Annotated in this window: 19 protein-coding genes; 3 read left to right on the top strand and 16 right to left on the bottom strand. The window is 60.2% G+C overall.

The features are described 5' to 3' along the window. Positions 1–22 precede the first annotated feature (22 nt). Positions 23–733, bottom strand: coding sequence for a TetR/AcrR family transcriptional regulator (locus tag G3574_RS21460; RefSeq protein ID WP_163967584.1), 711 nt, complete (start codon positions 731–733; stop codon positions 23–25). A gap of 375 nt (positions 734–1108) precedes the next feature. Between G3574_RS21460 and G3574_RS21455 the strand changes: the two genes are divergently transcribed. Further along, positions 1109–2053, top strand: coding sequence for an NAD(P)H-dependent flavin oxidoreductase (locus tag G3574_RS21455; protein WP_163967583.1), 945 nt, complete (start codon positions 1109–1111; stop codon positions 2051–2053). Positions 2054–2068: 15 nt separating this feature from the next. On the opposite strand, the gene G3574_RS21450 is transcribed toward G3574_RS21455, so the two are convergent. The 12 genes from G3574_RS21450 to G3574_RS21395 all read right to left on the bottom strand — a co-directional run bounded on the left by G3574_RS21450 (position 2069) and on the right by G3574_RS21395 (position 15659). Then, the gene (locus tag G3574_RS21450; protein WP_163967582.1) at positions 2069–2830 is read right to left on the bottom strand and encodes an SDR family NAD(P)-dependent oxidoreductase; all 762 of its coding nucleotides are present in this window, start codon (positions 2828–2830) and stop codon (positions 2069–2071) included. 56 nt (positions 2831–2886) lie between these two features. Continuing rightward, entirely contained in the window at positions 2887–3684 is a 798-nt protein-coding gene (locus G3574_RS21445; protein WP_163967581.1) for an enoyl-CoA hydratase, read from the bottom strand. 26 nt (positions 3685–3710) lie between these two features. After that, a complete protein-coding gene (locus tag G3574_RS21440; protein WP_163967580.1) occupies positions 3711–4499 on the bottom strand; it encodes an ABC transporter ATP-binding protein in 789 nt (262 codons plus the stop codon). A 57-nt stretch (positions 4500–4556) separates the two neighbouring features. Then, positions 4557–5738 carry an ABC transporter substrate-binding protein gene (locus G3574_RS21435; RefSeq protein WP_235953548.1) on the bottom strand — a complete coding sequence of 394 codons (1182 nt, stop codon included), beginning with the start codon at positions 5736–5738 and terminating at the stop codon, positions 4557–4559. A 155-nt stretch (positions 5739–5893) separates the two neighbouring features. Beyond that, on the bottom strand, positions 5894–6946 hold the full coding sequence (locus tag G3574_RS21430; protein WP_163967579.1) for a branched-chain amino acid ABC transporter permease: 1053 nt from the start codon (positions 6944–6946) through the stop codon (positions 5894–5896). 3 nt (positions 6947–6949) lie between these two features. Further along, positions 6950–7834, bottom strand: a complete 885-nt coding sequence (locus G3574_RS21425) for a branched-chain amino acid ABC transporter permease (protein ID WP_163967578.1) — start codon at positions 7832–7834, stop codon at positions 6950–6952. Continuing rightward, positions 7831–9786 (bottom strand): AMP-dependent synthetase/ligase, encoded by a 1956-nt coding sequence (locus G3574_RS21420; protein ID WP_205609868.1) that lies wholly within the window; start codon positions 9784–9786, stop codon positions 7831–7833. Before G3574_RS21420 ends, G3574_RS21425 begins: the two co-directional genes overlap by 4 nt. A gap of 8 nt (positions 9787–9794) precedes the next feature. Continuing rightward, complete coding sequence (locus G3574_RS21415; RefSeq protein WP_012248120.1) at positions 9795–10595, bottom strand: ABC transporter ATP-binding protein; 801 nt, start codon at positions 10593–10595, stop codon at positions 9795–9797. Between the two features lie 134 nt (positions 10596–10729). Next, positions 10730–11491 (bottom strand): SDR family NAD(P)-dependent oxidoreductase, encoded by a 762-nt coding sequence (locus tag G3574_RS21410; protein WP_163967577.1) that lies wholly within the window; start codon positions 11489–11491, stop codon positions 10730–10732. Between the two features lie 90 nt (positions 11492–11581). After that, complete coding sequence (locus G3574_RS21405; RefSeq protein WP_163967576.1) at positions 11582–13135, bottom strand: class I adenylate-forming enzyme family protein; 1554 nt, start codon at positions 13133–13135, stop codon at positions 11582–11584. 64 nt (positions 13136–13199) lie between these two features. Beyond that, complete coding sequence (locus G3574_RS21400) at positions 13200–14438, bottom strand: thiolase family protein (RefSeq protein ID WP_163967575.1); 1239 nt, start codon at positions 14436–14438, stop codon at positions 13200–13202. A gap of 123 nt (positions 14439–14561) precedes the next feature. After that, positions 14562–15659 (bottom strand): CaiB/BaiF CoA transferase family protein, encoded by a 1098-nt coding sequence (locus G3574_RS21395; protein ID WP_163967574.1) that lies wholly within the window; start codon positions 15657–15659, stop codon positions 14562–14564. A gap of 185 nt (positions 15660–15844) precedes the next feature. On the opposite strand from G3574_RS21395, the gene G3574_RS21390 reads away from it, so the two are divergent. After that, the gene (locus G3574_RS21390; protein ID WP_012248115.1) at positions 15845–16633 is read left to right on the top strand and encodes an enoyl-CoA hydratase/isomerase family protein; all 789 of its coding nucleotides are present in this window, start codon (positions 15845–15847) and stop codon (positions 16631–16633) included. 27 nt (positions 16634–16660) lie between these two features. Then, on the top strand, positions 16661–17881 hold the full coding sequence (locus tag G3574_RS21385; RefSeq protein ID WP_163967573.1) for a phenylacetate--CoA ligase family protein: 1221 nt from the start codon (positions 16661–16663) through the stop codon (positions 17879–17881). A 10-nt stretch (positions 17882–17891) separates the two neighbouring features. Here the strand turns inward: G3574_RS21385 and G3574_RS21380 are convergent, their stop codons facing one another. The 3 genes from G3574_RS21380 to G3574_RS21370 form a co-directional block, all read right to left on the bottom strand. After that, entirely contained in the window at positions 17892–18959 is a 1068-nt protein-coding gene (locus G3574_RS21380; protein WP_105793868.1) for an MBL fold metallo-hydrolase, read from the bottom strand. A gap of 51 nt (positions 18960–19010) precedes the next feature. Next, positions 19011–20156 carry an acyl-CoA dehydrogenase family protein gene (locus tag G3574_RS21375; RefSeq protein ID WP_041863569.1) on the bottom strand — a complete coding sequence of 382 codons (1146 nt, stop codon included), beginning with the start codon at positions 20154–20156 and terminating at the stop codon, positions 19011–19013. A 1192-nt stretch (positions 20157–21348) separates the two neighbouring features. After that, positions 21349–21852, bottom strand: a complete 504-nt coding sequence (locus G3574_RS21370; protein WP_163967572.1) for a hypothetical protein — start codon at positions 21850–21852, stop codon at positions 21349–21351. Positions 21853–21923: the final 71 nt, after the last annotated feature.

Here is a 21923-nt window from a genome sequence, read left to right as displayed (position 1 = left end):
CCTCTTTCCATGTCCGCTCAATTCAGGTACTGCACTCACCACCGTCAAATAACCCCTGACCTTGAATTCCCTTCACGAGAAAGTGAACGAAAGCTTGAGCGATGTCGGCGCCGGAGAGATCGCCGTCGAGTCTGTACCAGCGTGGAATGCTGGTGATCGCGCCCATGAACCAGAATACTGCGAGTTTCGGGTTGCACTCGGCAATAGTTTTGTCGTCTATACCTTCCTGTATTAAGTCGCGCAGGCGAAGATCGAATTGCCGACGGCGCGCCATGATCTGCTTGCGGTCGTTAGGTGTCATCCCGCTGTATTCGTGAAGGACAGCGGAAGCTCCCAGTTCGCTGGCAAAGTCTCGAATGTATATCGACACAAACTTCTCAAGTTTTTCGAGGCCGTTTTTCCCTGTTGTCAGGGCCTTCTCAAGTGCTTCATCGCCGATCTCCATCGACAGCTTGTGGCACTCATACAGCAGCTCCTGCTTACTCTTGATGTAGTGGTACAGAGCTGGCTTGGTCACGTTCAGGCTTTTCGCGATTTCGTCCAGCGAGACGTTCTGGTAGCCGCGATGCCCAAATGCGCGAGACGCCTCCGCGATCACCGCCTGCCGTTTCAGCTGGTATTGCTCATCCTGACTCTTGACCAGATTGTTCCAGCGCCGGGGCGCGGTCGGCTTGCTCTTGGCGCCTGCCTTCTTCGCTTCAGCGCTTTCGATGATGCTTTCTGCCTTGCTCAATTTGCTTCCCTCGTCGCTGTGCGAACACAGTCTACTTGTCGTTAAAAAGTCCTACTAATAAATCAATTATAAAACTTGCGCTCTCGCCACCAAAGCGAGGATGGCACTTTTGGCTGCACCGTAGTTGCGTTTCCGTATCACTCTGACGCGCGCCGCCTCGCTTCCGCGTGAAACACCCCTCCCGGAGGCACCCGCACCACATTCTTACGCTGGACGCGAATTCAACCAAATAGTAATATTATTGAACAATGAGTAAATTATATGCCGGTGCGCGCCGGCGCGCATACCGCGCGGAGGTTGGATGACTATCGTGCATCCTGCAAGCCTTGGCGACAGCCGAATTCCATCGACAGACTGATTGGCACAGCCCGCACCATGACCTTCAAGCGTTCCTGCCGCATTCCCGGCCCGCATGCTCTGCCCGCCATCGTGGCACCGATGTTCCTTGTTTCCGGCCCTGAGCTGGTAAGTGCCTGCTGCAAGGCGGGAGTGATCGGTTCTTTTCCGTCGATCAATGCCCGCACGCCGGAACTGCTGGAGGATTGGCTGCTGGACATCGAGGCCGCGCTCGCCGGCGGCCGCGCGGCGATGCCGGAAAAACCCGTGGCACCCTACGCGGTCAATCTGATCATGCATTCCAGCAACAGCCGGCGTGATACCGATCTCGCCATCCTCGCACGGCATCGCGTGCCGCTGGTCATTGCCAGCGTTGGTAACCCGGAACCGGCGGTCGGCGCGATACACGGCTATGGCGGCAAGGTGTTTTGCGACGTGGCGACGGTCAAGCACGCGCGCCGCGCCATTGAGGCGGGCGTGGACGGCCTGATTCTGCTGTGCGCCGGCGCCGGCGGCCACTCGGGGTGGATCAACCCGTTCGCCTTCCTTCGGGAAGTGCGTGACTTCTTCGATGGCCCTCTCGTCCTGGCCGGAGGCATCACAGACGGCCGGGCGATACGGGCCGCGCAATTGCTCGGCGCCGATGGCGTTTACATAGGCACACGGTTTCTTGCGGCCCAGGAAAGCCTCGCCTCAGCAGACTATAAGGCCACCCTCGCGACCAGTAGCGCCGACGACATCGTGCTGACCACTGCGGTCAGCGGCTTGCCCGGCAACTTCCTGCGCAGCAGCCTGGAACGCTATGGCCTGCATCCGGAGCACGGCGGCATCCAAGCCTTCCGCATCCCGGATGGGGAAAGCGAAGGCAAGCGCTGGCGAGATATCTGGAGTGCCGGCCATGGAGTGGGTGCCGTGCGCACCGTCGAGCCGGCTGCCGCGATCGTGCAGGCGCTGGTCGAGGAATTCGACCGGTCCGCTGCCTAGGCGCCCTGCCTTTCCTCACATCCAGGCCAGAGCCTGTCCGCCGTCGACCGGTATCGCCGCGCCTACGATATAGCGGCCGGCGTCGGACGCCAGTAGCAGGGACACGCCGTCCAAGTCTTCCTGTTTGCCGAAGCGCCGCAGCGGCGTGCGCTTGAGCAAGCCCTCCTGGAAATCGTGCAAGGCGTCGTGCATGTCGCTTTCGATCGTGCCGGGGCAAATCGCGTTGACACGGATTCCCTTGCCCGCCAGTTCGAGCGCCATCACTTTGGTCAGGTGGATCAAGCCCGCCTTCGACGCGGCGTAGCTCGCTAGCCAGCCGCCGGCGCGCATGCCGGCCACCGAAGCGATATTGATGATCGTTCCCGCGCGCCGAGATATCATGCGGCGGGCCGCCTCCTGTGCGACCAGCATGGCGCCCTTCAGGTTGGTATCGAAGATGCGCGCGATTTCCTCTTCCTTCTGTTCGACGAAAGGGCTGGCGTGGATGACGCCGGAGTTGTTGTAGAGGATGTCGATAGGCGTGCCGCACTGCTGTTCAGCACGATCGAACGCCGCCGCGATCGTCTCCGTCCGGGTGACGTCGAGATAGACGCCATGGGCGGAGTGACCTTGTTCGCGCAAGGCGGCGACCGCGGCCTCAATGCGTTCCATGCGCCGAGCCGCCAGCACCACGGTGGCGCCCGCGCGCGCGAAAACGGTAGCGACATGCTGGCCGATCCCGCTCGAGGCGCCGGTGATGAGTGCCGTTTTGGCGCGCAGGCTGAACAGATTTTCCATTGGATTTTCCTTGAATGTCGCGCTGCCGCTGGCTACGGCGAGCGCGGCAGAATGGCTCAGGGCTGGCGGCCGATCCATTGCGGACGGCGCTTTTCGACAAAGGCGCGAATGCCTTCCCTAGCGTCGGCATGCGCCATGTTGCGCGCCACTACTTCGCCACAGTACTCGTAAGCATCTGCCAGCGGCATGGGCAATTGGCGATAAAACGCCTGCTTGCCGAGCGCCAACGTGTAGGTCGACTTGCTGCCGATCTCGCTTGCCAGCGCCGCCACCGCCGCATTCAGCTCGGCGGTCGGCACTACCTGGTTGACCAGGCCGGCGCGCAACGCGAACTCGGCGTCATGTAAGCGGCCAGTGGCAAGCATTTGCATCGCGTGCTTGGGTAGGACGCCACGCCCGAGTGCCACCATCGGCGTCAGGCACCACAAGCCGATGTTCACACCAGGCGTGCCAAATTGGGCGTCGCTGGCGGCAATTGCCAAGTCGGCGCTGGCAACCAATTGGCAGCCAGCGGCGGTGGCGACGCCTTCCACACGCGCGATTATGATCTGCGGCTGCTCGCGCATCGCTTGCATCATGGCCGAGCAGCGCACAGAAACAGCCTTGAAGAATTCAGGATCCGTTTCACCATTGAACTCGTTCAGATCGTGTCCGGCGCAAAAAATTCTTTGGCCGACACCGCTCAGTACGATCACACCGATGCCGGTTTCCGAGCGCAGTTCGAGCAGGCGCCGGTGCAGCGCATCGATCATCGCCACCGACAGGCTGTTGCCGCGCTGCGGCCGGTTCAGGGCTAGAAAGCTCACCGCGCCACGGTCCGAGCGGGTAACCAGTTCCTCCTGCGAATCAGTCATGCTTTCCTCCTCCATGGTTTCCCAGCTCAGCCGAGCCAGCGCTTGCGACGACGGTAATGCTTCATGTCACGATAACTCTTGCGTTCGCCATCCATGGTGAGGCCGAGGTAGAACTCGCGCACATCCTCGTTCGCCTTTAGGTCGGCGGCGGCGCCTTCAAGCACGATGCGGCCGTTTTCCATAACGTAGCCGTAATCCGCCAAGTCGAGCGCAACGCGCGTGTTCTGTTCCACGATCAATAGCGTGAGGCCGCTCGCCTTCAATTGCGCCAGCAAGGCATACACTTCTTCGATCATCAGCGGCGCCAGGCCTAGCGAAGGCTCGTCAATCATCATCAGCTTGGGGTCAGCCATCATGGCGCGGCCAATCACCAGCAACTGCTGTTCGCCGCCCGACAGATAGCCCGCGGTACGCCCGCGCAAAGCTGCGAGGCGGCCGATGCGCTGGTACACCTGGTCCAGGCGCCGGCGCGCCTCGGCGCCGCCCACCATGTGACCGCCGACGATAAGGTTCTGCTCGACCGTCATGTGTCGCAGCACCTGCCGACCTTCGGCCACATGCACGATGCCGTGCCGGACGATGTGCGCCGGCTCCTGATTGGTCAGCGGCGCACCATCGAAGGAAATGCCGCCACCTGAAACCCGGCCGTCCTCGCAACTGATCAGGTTCGAAATGGCCTTCAGGGTCGTGCTTTTACCAGCCCCGTTGGCGCCTAGCAAGGTTACGCATTTCCCTTTCGGAACCTTAGCCGAAATTCCTTTCACGGCGAGGATGACGTCGCTGTACAGCGCTTCCACGTTATTCAATTCAAGCAAGTGTCTCTCCCAAGCAGTTCACGCGCCCCGCAAGGGGCGGGGCGCGTCACGCAGGTCTTACCATTTGTTCAGGACAGGAACGGCCACGTTTTGGTCCACGATCGTGTACTTGCCGCCTTGCACCGTGCCGATGTTCACCGTCAGGCCGCGCGTTGGAAACGGCGCGTCTTCGGAATAGGTCAACGTCGGCAGTACGCCGAAGCTTTGCTCGGCTGTGATCGGGGTCGTCACCAGCGTCTTGCGCACGACTTCGCCGGTCAGCTTGGTCGGACCCACCGCCTTTGCCGCGTTTTCGATCGTGCGCACCGCCACGATCGCCTGGTTCAGGCCCATTAGGCAGGGAACGTTGTAGCCGGCGGTGACCTTGTACTTGTCGCGCAGCTTTTCATAAAAGCCGCGCGCCGTGGTCTTGTCCTCGGTCGGGATCGCCATGCCGTAGGCTTCGTAATTGCCTTCCATTTGCGCGAGACCGCCGATGGCCTTGCCGGACGCCAGCAGGCTGTTATGGGCACTCATCATGATGGGGATGTTGGTCTTGCCCAGGCTTTGCAGTGCGCGCCGGGTCGCTACCACCGCCGCCGTGTTGGTCTGGATCTGGATGACTTCCACGCCTTTGCGCACCAGGCGTGCCACCTGGGGTGTCAAGTCCGTCGGCTGCACTTCGGTGTAGATAGTTTCAACCACTTCCAACAGCTTCGGGTTTTCCTTGGCGTACTTCTCCATGCCCTTATGGATATCCACGTAGGCGGGCGAAGCTTCCGAGGAGATGATGCCCAGCTTCAGGGCACCGTCGCCGCCGCGTTTCTTGCGGAACCACTCCATGAAGGCTGTCGCTTCGTGCGGATAGGTGGGACGCGCATTAAAAACCCAGGGATTTGGCTTCCAGCCGTAGCCGTAGCCGGCGGTGGCCATGATCATCGGCACCTTGTCATTAGGCAGGCGCTCCTGCAACGCCGCGGCATCCGGTCCGCCGATGCCGAACACCAGGATCGGATTCAATTCCGATTTGGCCCCTGGCCACAGGCTCGCCACCTGCGCCACGTCGTAGCGGGTGTCGTAATCCTTAATCTTCAGCGCCACGCCCAGTTCCTTCCCGACTTCGGAGTTCCACCAGTCGACGACCCCGCGGCGACAGCCAGTGACGTCCTTCATGATGTCGGCGTAGGGGCCGGTGAAATCGGCCAGCCCGGCGAGGTTGTAGGTGGTCTGGGCCTGCGCTCCGGCGGCGGCAAACAACATGCTTAACCCTCCAGCCGCGGCGAACATCCAAGCACGCGACTGGACCGGACGTTTGTTAAATTTTTTATTGAAAGCACCCATTTTTCATCTCCTTGATAGTTATTGAACAAACGCACCGACAAGGGAGACGGCGTATCTTGCCGCTCCCATTTTCTTCAATAGGGAAATGGCCACAAGCGGTAGGAGCGCTTGATGGTTTGCCATCTGTGCATCAGGCCGCGCGGCTCGAAAATCAAGAAGCCGGCGATCATCGCCCCCAGGAAGATGTTCATGGCGGCGAATACGATGTCACCACCCAGGAACGGCACAAGCTCCACGATGGTGGAACCGGCCGAACTGATGATTTCCTGCGACAGCTTGATCACCAGCACACCAATCAGGGCGCCGGTGATTGATCCGACGCCGCCGACGATGATCATGGCGATTAGCCAGATTGAGTGAAACAGCGTGAATTGATCGACCGCGACGAAGCGCACGTAATACGCCCATAAGCCACCGCCAATGCCGGCATAAAAGGCGCCCAGCAGAAATGCCACGGCCTTGGTTCGCACCACGTTGATTCCCATCATCCCGGAAGCGACATCGTCGTCGCGTACCGCCAGAAAGGCGCGTCCGTGCCGGCTTCGCGCCACGCTGTAGGCCCCGAACAGCATAAGCGCCGCCACCGCTAAGCAGAGGTAGTAGATCGAGTGGTCCGAATCGAAACGGAACCCTAGAATCTCCGCCGGCTGTACTGTGATGCCGGCCGAACCACCGAGCCAGGAAGCGGGCAGGTTGAGCACCAGGAAATGGAACAGAATCTGAGCCGCGATCGTTGTCAGGGCCAGGTAGAAGCCCTTGATGCGGACCGCCGACATGCCGAAGATAAAGCCGAATACGGCCGCCGCCACGCCGCCCACCGGCAACGCTGCCCAGATCGGCCATCCGGCCTTGCTGGCCAGGATTGCTGTGGTGTAGGCGCCGACGCCCATGAACGCGGCTTGCCCGAGGTTGATCTGTCCCGCCAGGCCGGTGTTAATCTGGAGGCCGAGCACCACCACCACGGTGATGAGCATGGTGGTCACGATGGCGACGATGCGCGGCTCGAACAGCAGCGGCATGGCCATCATGAACAGCGCGAACAAAACCAGGGTCCAGCGCTGCTTGGAAGTGCGGATCAGCGCCTGATCCCCGGCAAAGCTGGTTGCGAATACGCCTGCTGGATCCATGATTTATACCCTCTCGATAGTCTTCCAGCCGAACATGCCGGTTGGCCTGATCAGCAGCACTAAAAGCATGATGACGAACGGCAGCACGGAACCGACCGCACCGCCCACCAAGGGATCGAGGTAGGCCATGGCCAGCCCTTGGACGATGCCGACCAGCAGCCCCGCCAGCAACAGACCGCCGATCGATTCGAGGCCGGCCAATAGTGCGACCGGCAAAGCGGCCATGCCGATTTCCGAGGTCAGCAGGTTGAGCGATTTCCCGCTCAAGTAAACGATCGCACCCAAGGTCGAGAGCACTGAACCCAGGGCCCAGGCGAATGCCACCGAGCGCCGCACCGAGATTCCCATCGACATCGCGACCTGGTGGTCTTCCGCCACTGCGGTCATGCGCAGGCCGGCCCGTGTCTTGTTGAAGAACCAGGACAGGCTGAAACCGATGACGATGGTCAGAAGTCCCCCATAGAACAATGAGCGCGGAATCAGCAGGTCGCCGACCATGATTGGCGCCAGGGGAAACACGATGGGGAACGGCCGCACCTGGGGACCAAAGGCAACCAGGATGACGCCGCGGATCAGGATCAGCAGGCCAATGGTTACCATCACCATCGAGAAGACCGATTCCCCGACTAAGCGCGAGAAAAACAGACGCTCGATCAGAAGGCCGAATGCGGCGGCGGCGGCAAATGCCAAGGGCAGGCCGGTCCACATCGGCAGGCCGAGCTCCATGACCATCCACCAGACCAGGAAGCCACCGAACACGACCAGCTCGCCCTGGGCAAAATTGAACACTTTGGAAGCGCGGTAAATCACCACGAAACCCATGGCGATCAGTGCATACAGCAAGCCGATCAGTGCGCTGTTGATCAGGTAATTCAGAAACTCAATCATGCTACCCTCCGCTGAACGACAGCTTTCCCGTGCCGCTGCGCGGGTGTCTCGCTGTCGTGAATGGCTACCTGGGCGGCCAGGCTGCCTTGGCGCCCGTCCTGATAAGTGACGGGGATCTTGATATCGACCGCATCGGCCCCGGCGTACAAACCGTCAATCACGGCGGCGTAACGCTGCTCCAGGAATTCGCGCCGCAGTTTGCGCGTACGCGTCAACTCCCCCTCGTCCGGGTCTAGCTCCTTGGGGAAATTGGCGAAACGGCGAACCCGCGCATGGGCCGGCAGGAAGGAATTGACACGCTGTATCTCGGTGCGCAGCAAGTCCGCCACTTCGGGCTTTTGCGACAAGTCAGTGAAGGTGGAAAAGCTGAGATTCTTTTCCTCGGCCCAGCGCGACACCACGTTCATGTCGATATTGATCAGTGCCACCACGAACTCGCGCGTGGCGTCGCCGACCGTCATGATGTCCTTGATGAACGGACTGAAGCGTAGCCGCGTTTCGACGAATTGCGGTGGAAAGCTTTCCCCCGACGCCAAGCGCCGTAGATCGCTCATGCGCTCCAAGAACACCAATTCGTCGCGTCCGCTGCGCGTGACCGCGTCGCCGGTGCAGAACCAGCCGTCGACGATCTTTTCGGCGGAGGCGTCGGGACGCCGGTAGTACCCGCGGAAGTGCGTGCCACCTCGGAGCTGCAACTCGCCTTCCTTCGTCAGTTGCCATTCCAGCGGCGCATCGGCATCGGGATGAGCGCGCAGCCAGTGCCCAACCGTTTCCAGGTCGTAGCAGTCGCCCTGATGCATGGTCAGCAGGCCGGTTTCTGTTGATCCGTAGATGTTACGCAAAGGCACGCCGATCGCATGGAACATGCGAAACACGTCCGGCGCCATGGTCGAACCACCGCAGCCGGCAATCCGGAGGCGGGTCAGACCCAGTTGATCGCGCAACGGCCGCAGCACTAGCGCCTCGGCCAGCGGGAATGCCAGCCGCGCTCGCGTGCTGATCGGCCGCCCCTCCAGGCGTGCGACATTGACTTCGTGGCCCACGCTTAGGCCCCACTCGTAGACGCGGCGGCTGATCTTGCCGGCATCAAGCATGCGCGCCTGCATGGTCGATGCCAGGCTTTCCCACTGGCGCGGCGCGAACACCATCGCTTCCACTGCCAGTTCGCGGATATTGCTCAGCACCTGTTCCGGCCCCTCCGGAAAATTCACCACGAAGGGCAGGCCTACGCCGAGCGTGATGCCGATGATCTGCTCTGTCGCCCAGGCTGGAGCGATATAAGTGAGATATTCCATGCCCGGCTTGGCGCCGGTGGCGTCGATGACGCGCTGCGCATTGTCGATCAGGTACTTGTGGCTCAGGATCACGCCCTTGGGCTTGCCGGTTGTCCCTGAAGTGTACGAAAGCACCGCGATGTCGTCGGGCTTGCCCTCTTGCAAAAAGGCACGGTACAGCTCAGGCTGTTCGCGATGCAGGCGCCGGCCCTCCTCCTGCAATCCGGCCACCGTGCGCAGCACATCCTCGCGATAGGACCACATGCCGGTATCGTCCCAATAGGCGATCCCTCGCAGGAGCGGTAGACGGTCCCTGATAGCCAAGCCCTTGTCGACCTGCTCCTGGTCCTGGGCGAATAGGTACACCGTTTCGCTGTCTTCCAGAACGTAGGCAACCTCCTCCGCTGTCAGGTCGGGGTAAAGTGAGACGACCTTGCAACCCAGTGCCTGAGCCGCGAATTCAGCCCAGAAGTGCTCGGGTTCGTTTTCACCGATGATGGCAATCGTTTCACCGCGCTGCATACCGAGTCGATGCAGGCCGAGTGCCAGCTCGCGCACGTTTTCCTGGACCTTGGCGAAGCTGAACTCACGCCAGATACCGCGATATTTGTGACGCTGCGACAGGCGCTCCGGCGTCCGGTCCGCATGCTGCTGGAGCAGTTGCGGAAGCGTTGACATGGGTAACATCATTTTCCTCCGTCGCCAAGATAGGCCTTCAAGACCGCCGGATCGACCTGGATCTCGGCGGGCGTACCATCCGCGATCTTGCGGCCGAAATCGAGCACCGCGATGCGATCGGCCAGATCCATGACGACACCCATGTCGTGTTCGACCAGCACGACTGGAATGCGCTTTGCCTCCCGCACATCGAGGATGAAGCGGGCGAGGTCCTCCTTCTCTTCCGAGTTCATGCCCGCCATCGGCTCGTCCATCAGCAAGATCTTCGGTTCCTGCGCCAGGGCGCGACCAAGATCGACCCGCTTGCGCAAGCCGTAACCCAGGCTTCCAACCGGCTGGTGCCGGATCGACTGAATTTCCAGCAGCTCGATGATTTCTTCGACGATTTCGCGATGCGCGAACTCTTCGCGCTGGGTGCGGTTGAAATAGAAAAACGCTTCGGGCAATGTGGCGCGCATGTGGATGTGGCGGCCTACCATGATGTTGTCCACCACGCTCATGCCGGAAAAAATGTGTGTACCCTGGAACGTCCGGGCCAGCCCTGATCGCGCGATCTCGTGGACTGGCTTGCCTTTGATGTCCTGCTGGTTGAGCAGGATCCGCCCCTGCTGCGGGCGATAGAATCCGCTCAGGCAATTCATCAGGGAAGTCTTGCCGGCACCATTTGGGCCGATGATGGCGAACAGCTCGTCGGCGCGGACTTCGACCGACACATTGTCGAGCGCAACGATGCCACCGAATGCCATGCGGATTCCCTCCGCGGCCAGCACCACGGGCGCACCTTGCGTCGCGGCCCGGGGCGCGCTCATGCCGCCCCCGCTGCGTTGATACCTTGTCTCATCTCGTCTCCTGTCGTTTTATTCGCAGCGCCGGCGCGTAGCCCACGTGCCGCAGTTCCTTCTCTGCCGGCGCTCCTCCCAGCGCCTCCGGCGTGGCGATCCCGCTAACGGGTGCCGACGCGACCGCCGCCGTCGATGCTGATGGTAGTGGCGTTGATATAAGAGTTTTCCACGATATGGCGCACCAGGCCAGCGAACTCCTCCGGCTGCCCCATGCGCGCCGGATACAGCACCATGTTATTGATGAGCTTGTCCGCCACCTTAGGCGGCATGCCCGCCGCCATGCCGGTATCGAATAGGCCTGGCGCGATCGCCACCATGCGGATGCCATGCTCGGCCAGGTCGCGTGCGATAGGCAGGGTCATGCCAATGACGCCGGCCTTGCTGGCGCTGTATGCAGCCTGCCCCATTTGGCCCTGCCAGGCGGCGCCGGACGCGGTGTTGACGATGACCCCGCGGTCGCCGCTCTCATCCGGTTCGTTTCGCGACATGGCAAGCGCCGCATGGCGGATCATGTTGAAGGTGCCGCTCAGGTTCACAGCGATAACGCGTTCCCACAATTCGGTCGGGAACATCTGGCCTTTCGACAATGTCTTGCAAGGGCCGAGGATGCCGGCGCAATTGACCACGATATGGATGGCGCCGTGCAGCTCCAGAACGGTGTCGATACCAGTCTTTATATCGGCCTCGTTGGCGACATCGACCGCCAGTCCTTTGATATCCGGAGCCAGCGCGGCCTGCACAGTCTCGGCATCCAGGTCGAAGCCCACCACCCTGGCGCCCGCTGCGGCCAAGGCCTTGCAGGTGGCCAATCCTAGGCCAGAAGCGGCTCCCGTGACGACGGCGACTTTGTTGTTGACGTTCATGTACTAATTTCCTTTTTGTCTGAAGTAAATGTCTATGAAACGGCCTCTCGGGTCGGGCGCGCCTTTCCTATTGAAGTGGCGCTCGATCAGTTACACTGAGCGCCACTGGCCCTGCCAGTACTTTTCCCGTATGTCGCGCTTGAGCACTTTGCCGACAGCGCTGCGTGGCAGTTCGTCCCAGAATTCAATGCTTTTCGGTGTTTTGACGCTGCCGAGCTCGCGCTTGCAGAGAGAAATGAGTTCATCGCCGCTAGCCTGATGGCCAGGTTTCAGCTGGATTACCGCCTTCACCGCCTCACCCCATTTCTCGTCGGGCACGCCGACGACGGCGCAGTCCAAAACAGCAGGATGAGTGTTGATCACCGCTTCGATCTCGCTCGGAAAGACGTTGAACCCTCCACTGACGATCATGTCTTTCTTGCGGTCGACAATGGTGATTAGCCCGCGCGCATCCTTGATGCCGACGTCAGTGGTGTGATGCCAGCCGAATCCAGACACTTCTGCCGTTTCCTCCGGCTTCTTGTAATAGCCCTTCATCACCATCGAAGATCGCACCACAATCTCGCCCTTTTCGCCGGGAGCGAGCAGCTTGCCGTCGTCGTCCATGATTTCGACGCGGGCATAGGGAACGGCGCGCCCGGCTGAGCGTAGCGCCTCCTCATCGAAGCTGCCGTCTGCACGGATGTAGTCCTCCGGCTGCTTGGCCACTACCGGAAACAGACATTCACTCTGGCCGTACACCTCATAAATCACTGGCCCGAACACCCGCACCGCTTCCTTCAGCTTTTCCGGCGCAATCGGGGCGGCGCCGACAGCCAGGCAACGTAGCGGGCTTAGGTCCGTCATCGCGACTTGCGGCGTCGCGAGCAGGGCGTACACGACGGTAGGCGGCATGAATAGATGGGTGATGCGCTCGCGCTCGATCGTGGCCAGAACCGCTTGCGCGTCGAAGCCGGGCAGCACCACCGTGCAAGCGCCGCGGGCGGCGCCGGCCAAGGTGATCATGGCGGCGGCATGCGTCAGAGGCGCGACGGCCAGAATACGAGAGCCCGAGTCAATCTTCAGCATATCGAAGATGGAAATCAGGGTCATTTCCAGCGAGCGGTGGGAATGTAGCGCACCCTTTGACGGGCCAGTCGTGCCACCGGTCGGCTGTAGTACCGTCGCTCGCTGGGGGTCTTCTGGCATAGCGACGTACGGCTCGCGATGTGCGGCAATCCAGGTGTCTAGGAACTCCCCGTGCTCGGACGGCCGATCGATGCAGATGAAGCGCTGCACTTGCGACAGGTCAGCCTTCCAGGACGGCACAAGATGCTCGAAGCTGCTATGGAAAAAAATCAGGTCGCAGTCGGCGTATCCCAGCATCGCCAGATTGGTGGCGGGTGAATTTCGCGTATGCAATGCGACCCATACCATGTCCGCCCGGTTGACCGCAGTCTGTAGCAAACTTATGCGGTAATCGTTGGGCGCATAGATCGCGATATGAGCACCGTCGCGTAGCCCCGGCTCACGGGTCAGAGCGTGCGCTGTGGCGTGCACCATTGCCTGTGCCTCTTTGTAGACTAGGCGTGTTCGCCCATCCACGAAGGCTTCATGGCGCGGAAAGTTCGCCGCGACCGCGTCGAAATAATCTGCTAAACGCAATTTTCGTCTCCTCGTCTAAGCTGCGTCGCCGGTCTGCGCCAGCTTGCAGCTTGCGATTGATGTTTTAGCGACCCAGGATGGTGACGCAGGCGACCGCCTCTTCGATGCCCTGAAGCCCACCACCGTTTTCAGCCAGCGCCAGTCGCGCGCCGGCCACCTGCCGGACACCGGCCTCGTTGCGTAACTGGGTCACCAACTCATGCACCTGGGCGATACCGGTGGCGCCTACAGGGTGTCCCTTGGACTCCAGGCCGCCGGAGGGATTGACCGGAATCCGACCGCCAATGCTGGTTTCACCGCGCTCCGAAAATGGGCCGCCTTCACCGAACTCGCAGAAACCGAGATTCTCGATCTGAATGATTTCTCCCATCGCGGTGGCGTCATGAACTTCGGCCACCGAGATGTCGCGCGGCCCCACGCCGGCCAGATCGTATGCGCGGCGCGCAGCCAGGGCGGTGCAGTGATTGCGGTATTCGGCATCGTCACGGTCTGACCCGGTATGGACGATCGAGGCCAGTACACGGATCGCGCGCGACGGGTCGATATTCCAGCGCTTGAGGCCCGCTGCGGTGCAAACGACGGCGGCGGCAGATCCGTCGGAAATCGGCGAGCACATCGGCAAGGTCAGCGGATAGGTAATTGGAGGGGCCGCCAGAACCTCGTCGGTCGTATATGAATTGCGATATTGCGAGAGGGGGTTGTGAACGGAGTGAGCGTGATTCTTAGCTGACACCGCGGCAAGCTGTCTTTGCGTTGTGCCAAAGCGCTTCATGTGCGCGCGGGAGAACGCAGCATACACATCCATGAAAACGCTGTACGGCTTGGACGAGACGCTTCCCTCTGGGACCGCGACACCCGCACCAAGTTGCAGCAAGCGCTCGCGGATCTGCTCGGCCTCGTGCACGTCCCAGGCGCTGTCAAACACCGAGAACATGCGGTCGCGGTCAGCTGAGTACATCTTTTCAGTGCCGACTGCCAGCGCCACATCGGCGGCTCCGGCGCGCAGGTGGTTAACCGCAAGAGTGAAAGCGCTGCTTCCGCTGGCGCAAGCATTCTCTACGTTGACAACCGGGATGCCACCCAACCCCATCGCGCGCAGTGCCACCTGACCACGAATCATGTGTTGGCCTTCCATGTGGCCCTGCGACGCATTGGCGAAAAAAGCCGCTTCCAGCGCCACCTTGCCAAGCCCCGCATCGGCCAACGCCGCTTCGACCGCCTGTCGGGTCAGGGCCTTCATGCTGACATCCAGGTGGCGTCCAAACGGCGTCATGCCAACGCCCACCACATAAATCTGTTCCATGTGTCACTCCTCCATCATCCAGATTGTTTTCTTTGTCTGCACAACGGCCTTGCAGACACCATACACATTTTTTACCGCAGAGTAAATAACATACCTAACGGGTAATTAGTATTAACTTATGAGTTATCTTTTGTGATTGGCCAGCACGGCATCCGTGTCCGCTCCCAAAGGAGAAACGTCGGTCAGCGGCCCCGGGTGGAAGCCTCCGAATACCAACGGCTGTGCCACGTGCCAAGAAGAACCGCCGTCGTTACGCGCCACTTGCCTGAACATGCCGCGATGCCGGAAATGCTCGTCGGCGACCACTTCCTCCAGGGAATTGACCGCCCCCCACGGAATGCCGGCCCGGTCTAGCTCGGCGCCCCATTCTTCTCGCGATCGGTGCTTCAAAGCGGCTGTGATTCGCGCTCGCAATACGGTCTGCTCGGCGACGCGCTCTGGATGCCGCAACGCGGCCACGTCGTCCATACCCAACAGCGGGCACAGCGGTTGCCAGAACCAGTCCTCATGCGCGATTGACAGCGTCAGTAGCTTTCCATCCGCGCATTCGAACGTGCCGTAACCTGGCTCATCGTTGACGAAACCCTCATTCATGCCGTTCATGCGCGGCGCCAGCATGGCGGTCATCAATGAAACCAAGCAGTCCGTCATGGAAACGTCAATATATGCACCCTGGCCGGTGCGCTCGCGGCGCAGCAGGGCCGACAGCATGCCGGTCAATGCGAACATTGCGGATGACAGGTCGCCGATTGCAAGGTCCGGCGGTGCTTCGATTCGGCCGGTTTTCGCCTGGCGAGACAGGAGGCCGGCCAGCGCCTGATATGACAAGTCGTGTGCCGGCCGATCGCGGTAAGGGCCGGTTTGCCCGAATCCCGAGATCGACAGATAGACAATGCGTGGATTGATTGTGGCTGTGGCGGCGTAATCGAATCCGAGGCGAGCCATAGTCCCGGGCCGATATCCCTCCATCAGGACGTCGGCGTCACGTATCAGACTACGCAGACTTTCCTTGCCCTGCTCCGTCTTCAGATCCAGCACCACCGACTTCTTGTTCCGGTTCAGTGACGCGTGAAATCCAGGATATTGGCGCGCCGGGTCTCCGGAGCTTCGTTCAACGATGATTACCTCGGCGCCGAGATCGGCTGCCACCAGAGTGGCGAACGGTCCGGGATACTGTTCGGCCAGGGTAAGAATACGTATGCCTTCAAGCGGGAGAATCATTGCTTTCCTCTCATGCGAAACAAAAAAGCCACCGATCCGAACTCGTGAACTCCACAGCACGGTAGAGAATTCGAGTTTTTATTCTACCGATTGGTAAGATAAATTACCACATAATTATTTGACTTTCCAATTGGAAGAAAATAGTTCAAGATAAGACACTCAATCCAACCCAGAGGAGACAGCCCATGAATGAGGAAGAGATCATTTCCGAGGTGCGCGACGGCGCCATGTGGATCACCCTAAACCGTCCTGAAGCAATGAACTCATTGACGCCACGGGTGCTGGCCGGAATTTCCCGAGCCTTGGATCAGGCGCAGAACACTGACGGCGTACGTGCCGTGGTACTGACCGGCAATGGACGCGCTTTTTGCGCCGGCGCCGATTTGAAGTACGTGCAAAGCCAGGTCGGCGACACCGACAATGGAACACGGCACTTCCTGAGCGAGGTACTGGCCCTCATGAACCGCGTGGAGAGCTTTCCGATGCCGGTCATTGCCGCAATCAACGGCTTGGCGCTAGCCGGCGGCCTCGAGCTGGTACTGTGCTGTGATTTGGTCATCGCGGCCCGCTCGGCCAAGCTGGGCGACGCGCACGCCAACTACGGCTTGCTTCCGGGCGGCGGCGGATCGGTACGACTGCCGCGAAAGATAGGACCGAGTCGTGCGAAGTATCTGCTCTATACGGGAGAATTCCTGCCGGCCGAGGAATTGCTGGCCGCCGGCCTGGTGAACAAGGTGGTGGAAGATGCGGAGCTGCTTTCCGCTACCGGCGAGCTGGTCGCCACGTTAGCCCGGAAGAGCCCTCTTGGCTTGCGCCGAATGAAGGCACTGGTTGATGATGGACTGGCCCAGCCGATCGAATCAGCCTTGCGGCTAGAACTGCTGGCTTCCGAGGTGCATGCCCATAGCGCGGACATGAAGGAAGGCCTGGCCGCATTCAACGAGAAAAGAGCGCCGGTGTTCACCGGTCGCTAGGAACGCCTGTTTGTGAGGAGAGAGACCATGACACCCCTCGACCGCTTCGCCCGCCTGCGTGCCACGCAGGAAACCGCTTGGCAGATGGCACCGGCCATACGGGCAATCTATGAAAGAGCCGGGATGACGCCAGCCCACCTGCGCACCGCCCAGGATATGACACGTCTGCCGGTCACCAGCAAGGACGAACTGCTAGCGCTTCAGCAATCACATCCGCCGTTCGGCGGGTTCCTCGCCGCTCGGGAAGAGGATATCGCGCACATCTTTGTCTCGCCCGGCCCCCTGAACGAACCGCACCTGCGCTCCGACCGGGATGGACATGGTTTTGCACGGGTGTTTCAGGCTGCCGGTGTAGGGCCGGGCGACCGCGTTCTGAACACCTGGTCCTATCACCTCGTTCCCGCCGGCCTTCTGCTTGACCAGGGCATTGTCGCCTGCGGCGCCACCGTCATTCCTGCCGGGACCGGCGGCGCCGAATTGCAGGCAAAGATTGTGCTCGACTTGGGTGTCACCTGCATCTGCGCTTCCACCGCTTTTTTCATGACCTTGGTCGAGACACTGGAGGGCCTCGGTCACGAGCTGCCGCGAGCTTGGAAAGTGCGCTCTGCTCTACTGGGCGGCGAGATGGGAGATTGGATGGGCAAGCGCCGCCGCCTCGAGGAGCGCTATGGCATTCGAACCTTCTCCACCTACGCCACCGGCGATTTTGGATTGATTGGCTACGAACAGAAGGGCCAAGAAGGTTATGCAATCCACGAAGACCGTCTGGTGCAGATTTGCGACCCAGTCGCCGGCTTGCCAGTCGCTGCGGGCACGCCGGGCCAAATCGTCGTTACCACGCTTTCGCCCGGTTGGCCGCTGATTCGCTTCGGCACCGGCGACGTCGCTTGCGCCCTCGAAATCGGTGATGACGGATGTGTTAGCAGGATCGGCCAAATACAGGGCCGGGTCGGGCAGGCGGTCAAGGCCAGGGAAATTTTCATTTATCCTCGGCAACTGGAGGAGTTGGCCATCCGCATTCCTGGAGTGCGCGCCGCTCAGGCGGTGATCACCTGCCCCGGCAACCGCGAGGAAGTCACACTACGCCTGGCGGTCGAACCCTCGGCACGACAGGATTCGTTGGCGCAGACGGTGGCCCAGGAATTCCAGACCCTGTCCCGGCTCAAGCCCGATCACTTCGAATGGCTAGCGGCCGATGCCCTGGCGGCGGAAACCGTACTAGTGGTAGATCGCAAGAGCGGTACTTAGCGAATCGCTGTTAGGCGGCGGCCATCTGATACCAGGCGCAGCCGTCGTCTCCGATTCGCACCGAAGCTTCACCTCGAGCTACGAGATAGTTGAGATGGGCCAAACTTTCTCCCGTCGCCATGCTCATCAAATGGTGGTCCGAGGTGATGGCCCGGGCGAACAGTGCCCCGTATACGTCGATCACACGCCGCGGTTCGCACAGAGCTTTCCGCAGCCGCTCGAGCGCGCGCTGCTGGCTCTGCAAAAGAGAGTCGATCCGATGATGCAAGCCATGAAACGGCTCATTATGTGAAGGAAGCACCAGTACGTCGTCCGGGACTTCGCGCCTCAGTTTTTCAAGCGAATCCAGCCAGTCTGAGAGTGGGTTAGCTTCCGGCTCAGTGGGAAATACCGAGACGTTGGATGATATGCGGGGCAATATCTGGTCGCCCGAGATCAGCTGCTTTAGCTCAGGGCAGTACAGGCAAACATGCTCTGGCGAATGCCCCGTGCCCACCACGACGCGCCAGAGCCGTCCGCCGATATGAAGCTCTTCGCCATCCCGCAGGCGCCGATAACTGTCGGGCAAAGCATAGATCATCTTACCGAAGGCGCCGAACCGCGTGCGGTAGTTTTCGATGTCTTCGTCATTCCAGCCGGCCCGACGATAGAATTGCACGGCGTCCTCCGGCGCTTCACGACCGGTATCGGCGCCTAGCACGCGACAGCTCAGGTACTCCAGGCGACTGATCCATAGCTTGCAGCCAAACTTCCGGGTCAGCCAGCCCGCCATGCCGATATGGTCGGGATGCATATGGGTGACGAAGACGCGCGTCACAGGATCCCCGAGCACACCGGAAAACAACCGGCGCCAAGCCGCCGCCGTATCGGGCGACCAGATGCCGGTATCCACCAGCGACCAGCCGGCCCCATCACGGATTGCCCACATGTTGATATGGTCGAGTTGGAACGGCAGGGGCATGCGTATCCACTGCACCCCCTGCGCGATTTCCCTGGCGGTTCCCGCCTCTGGAACCTCTCCGCACGGATATGTCAGGCCAGGCTTGGCAGCTGTGCTACCTTCGTCTTCAGTGTTCATGGCGGACTCCTCACGATACGCCGGCCTTATTACATCCGCCCGGCGTTATTCCTAGGCCAGACTACGCGCAATGATGAGCTTCTGAATATGGCTCGTGCCTTCATAGATCTTGCAGACACGGACATCACGGCAATAGCGTTCGACCGGGAAATCTTTGAGGTAGCCGTACCCACCATGGAGTTGTAGCGCGGTAGAGCACACCTTCTCCGCCATCTCGCTAGCGAACAGCTTCGCCATCGACGCTTCCTTCGCGCATGGAACGTTCGCATCGACCAAGCGTGCGGCATGCAACACATACTGATGGGCAATCTCTACATGCATCGCCATGTCTGCCAAGTCGAAGCTGACCGCTTGCAAGTTGATGATCGGGGCGCCATACGCTTCCCGGTCCTTGGCGTACCGCAAGGCCGCCTCCAGGGCGGCACGAGCGACCCCAACGGCCTGCGCCGCAATGGCGACACGGCCGTGCGACAGTAATGCCATCGTTTGCTGATAGCCTGCGCCTTCGGCACCAATGAGATTTCCGGCTGGGACGCGACAATCCTTCAATTCGATCTGCGCGAGATGTGCGGTGTGTTGACCATATTTACTTTCGACACGTGCGACCTCGTATCCGGGCTGCTTCGGGTCGACTAGGAACAAGCTTTTTCCGCGCTTGCCGGCGGTTGGATCGGTGACCGCAAGCACGATCGCCAAGCCTGCCTCGCTGCCGTTCGAAATGAATTGCTTGCTGCCGTTCAGGACGTATTCAGTGCCATCTCGTCGCGCGGAGGTGCGAAATGCCGCGGTGTCGGATCCGGCGTGAGGCTCGGTAAGCAAGAAGGCGCCAATGTGCTCACCGCTGGCAAGCTTTGGCAAGTATTTACGCTTCTGTTCTTCGCTAGCCGACCACATCAGCGTCAGACCCAGACTGTTGTGGACATGAACGATAGTCGCAAATCCAGCATCCGCCGCCGCGAACTCTTCAATGGCCAGACAGTATTCGACAAAGCTTGCGCCCGACCCGCCATACTCGTCTGGCACCAACATACCCATAAAGCCGAGTTCACCCACAGATTTCAGCTCGTCATGTGGCCAAGCTTGCGACTGATCGCGCGCCGCCGCGGTCGTTGCGACGACTTCGTTGGCCACCTTTCTGGCGGAATCGCGGATCATGACTTCCTGTTCGCTCAGGAAGACTGCGGAAGTATCGGACATCATATCTCCTTGAATGGAGCCTTGCGGCGCCTTGTTGTAGTGATCAATGCGTGCCATATGCTGCCGGGCTTTCCGGAGCACTTTTCTCACCAATTTTCGACTTATTGGAAGATCGTTTTACCTATTGAACATGAATTCTACTCTTCGGTCAATTATGTTCCCGCCTCTTACCCTTGTCAATCATGTCATCGGCCCCTCTACTCGTCTTTTGATGAGCGCGCACATTGCGGTGGTGGGTAATACCACCCCTCGAAGTTTTTTGGTTGGATTCACCACTGCCAGTACCCTTGGCCGGCGCCAGCGAAGGGGCCGTACGGCCGCCGCCACTCCTCGGCGTTTCCTCTCTCGTGGTGCCAAGACAGGTCATGAGTGAATCGCTCCCTGTGTCCTAGACACTGACGAGTCTCTCGAAATACTGTTGCTCGCAGTTTATCGGCGCGAGCCGGTTGTTGTATCTGCCGCAAAGTTAGCACTTTTGGCGAATCAAACAAAATTCAGACAAGACTCGGGGAGCCATGCATTTTTCAGACATTTTTCCAAATTTCCTGATGCAATCAAGCATAAATCAGACACCCTGGATTAGGGATGGGTTTCCCGTCTTCTGACGGCTCGCTGCCTATTCGAATCAGCCCATCTCGAGCGCAAAATTTTTCAAGCTTCTTCGATTCGCGTGGCATGCCCTCCAGCGACACATATACTGTGATGCAAGAACCTGCATGCCACCCGCCGCGCGCCATGCCGCCGGGTCGAAGAACCGCCCCATCCCATTGGTGGGCTTCGGTGATGTGGTAATTGCCGCCGGCGTGGACGAGGTGCCGACCACCAGCACGCCGGGGAAACCGATTCTGGGGGGAAGTTCTGAGAAATCGGCGCGCTGGCGAAGGCAGAGGCGTGGAACGAAAGTCTGCCGGGCGAGGCCGGCTCCATACCGTAGCAGTGGGGGTGACGGCTGAGTGAAGGCGCATCCGGGCAAATCTGCCAGGGAGGGCTGGGCTCAGCCTCACCACCCGTAGCAAGGCTGTGAAGGTGTTCACCTGCTTTTAGGCTGAGCCATTTGGGTAAGCATGAGAATGGCGAATCCATTTCTCAGTTGGGAGGATGTGTTCAGAAGCGCCAATAGAGGTACCGGGTGGGTATTGGGATGTAGTCGCATTCGAGTACCCAACGACAAGGCCAGATGCATGGATGCATGTTAGCGAGTGGTTTTCTTCCGCTTGCGGTGGCTACGAAAATCTCCCATCAGCACGCGCACGATTGAACGGTTAGCCTCCGTGAGGTGCGCGAGCTCCACCTGGTAACCATAGAGCTGATGGAGAGCGACGGCGACGGCGCATGAGCGCGAATAGCCTCCTTCACAGTGGATAACTAATGAGCATATCTCATCGGGCAGTGCTTCGACGAAGGAGCGAATGGCTTCTGCCTGCTCTTCGGTGAAGGCGTGAGCCAGCTTTCCCCGAGCGCGCTCGGATAGGTCCGGATTGAGGAAATCGACGTCGGCAAAGCTCAGGCGCAGCACGTGAGCGAAGTCGCCAATGGCAGCTGGTGGGCGCTCCGGTGCAGTGATTGAGATGACGGCAATCGATGGCAATAGCGGCAGCTTTTCCGCATCAGGCCGCGACAATGCAAAAACTTGGCGCGTCCTGTCAGTCGGCGGCCTGTAAAGTTTATGGAGAATGTCTTGCAAGCGTTGTGCCATTTCATGTCTCTCAAAAGCCTGGTTTTGTAAAGTGTTGCTTGCTACCGCGCAGTGCCCAAATGACTATCGTC

This window comes from Noviherbaspirillum galbum (genome assembly GCF_010974945.1).
Taxonomy (GTDB): Bacteria; Pseudomonadota; Gammaproteobacteria; order Burkholderiales; family Burkholderiaceae_D; genus Noviherbaspirillum; species Noviherbaspirillum galbum.
This window is presented reverse-complemented; position numbering and strand designations above follow the sequence as displayed.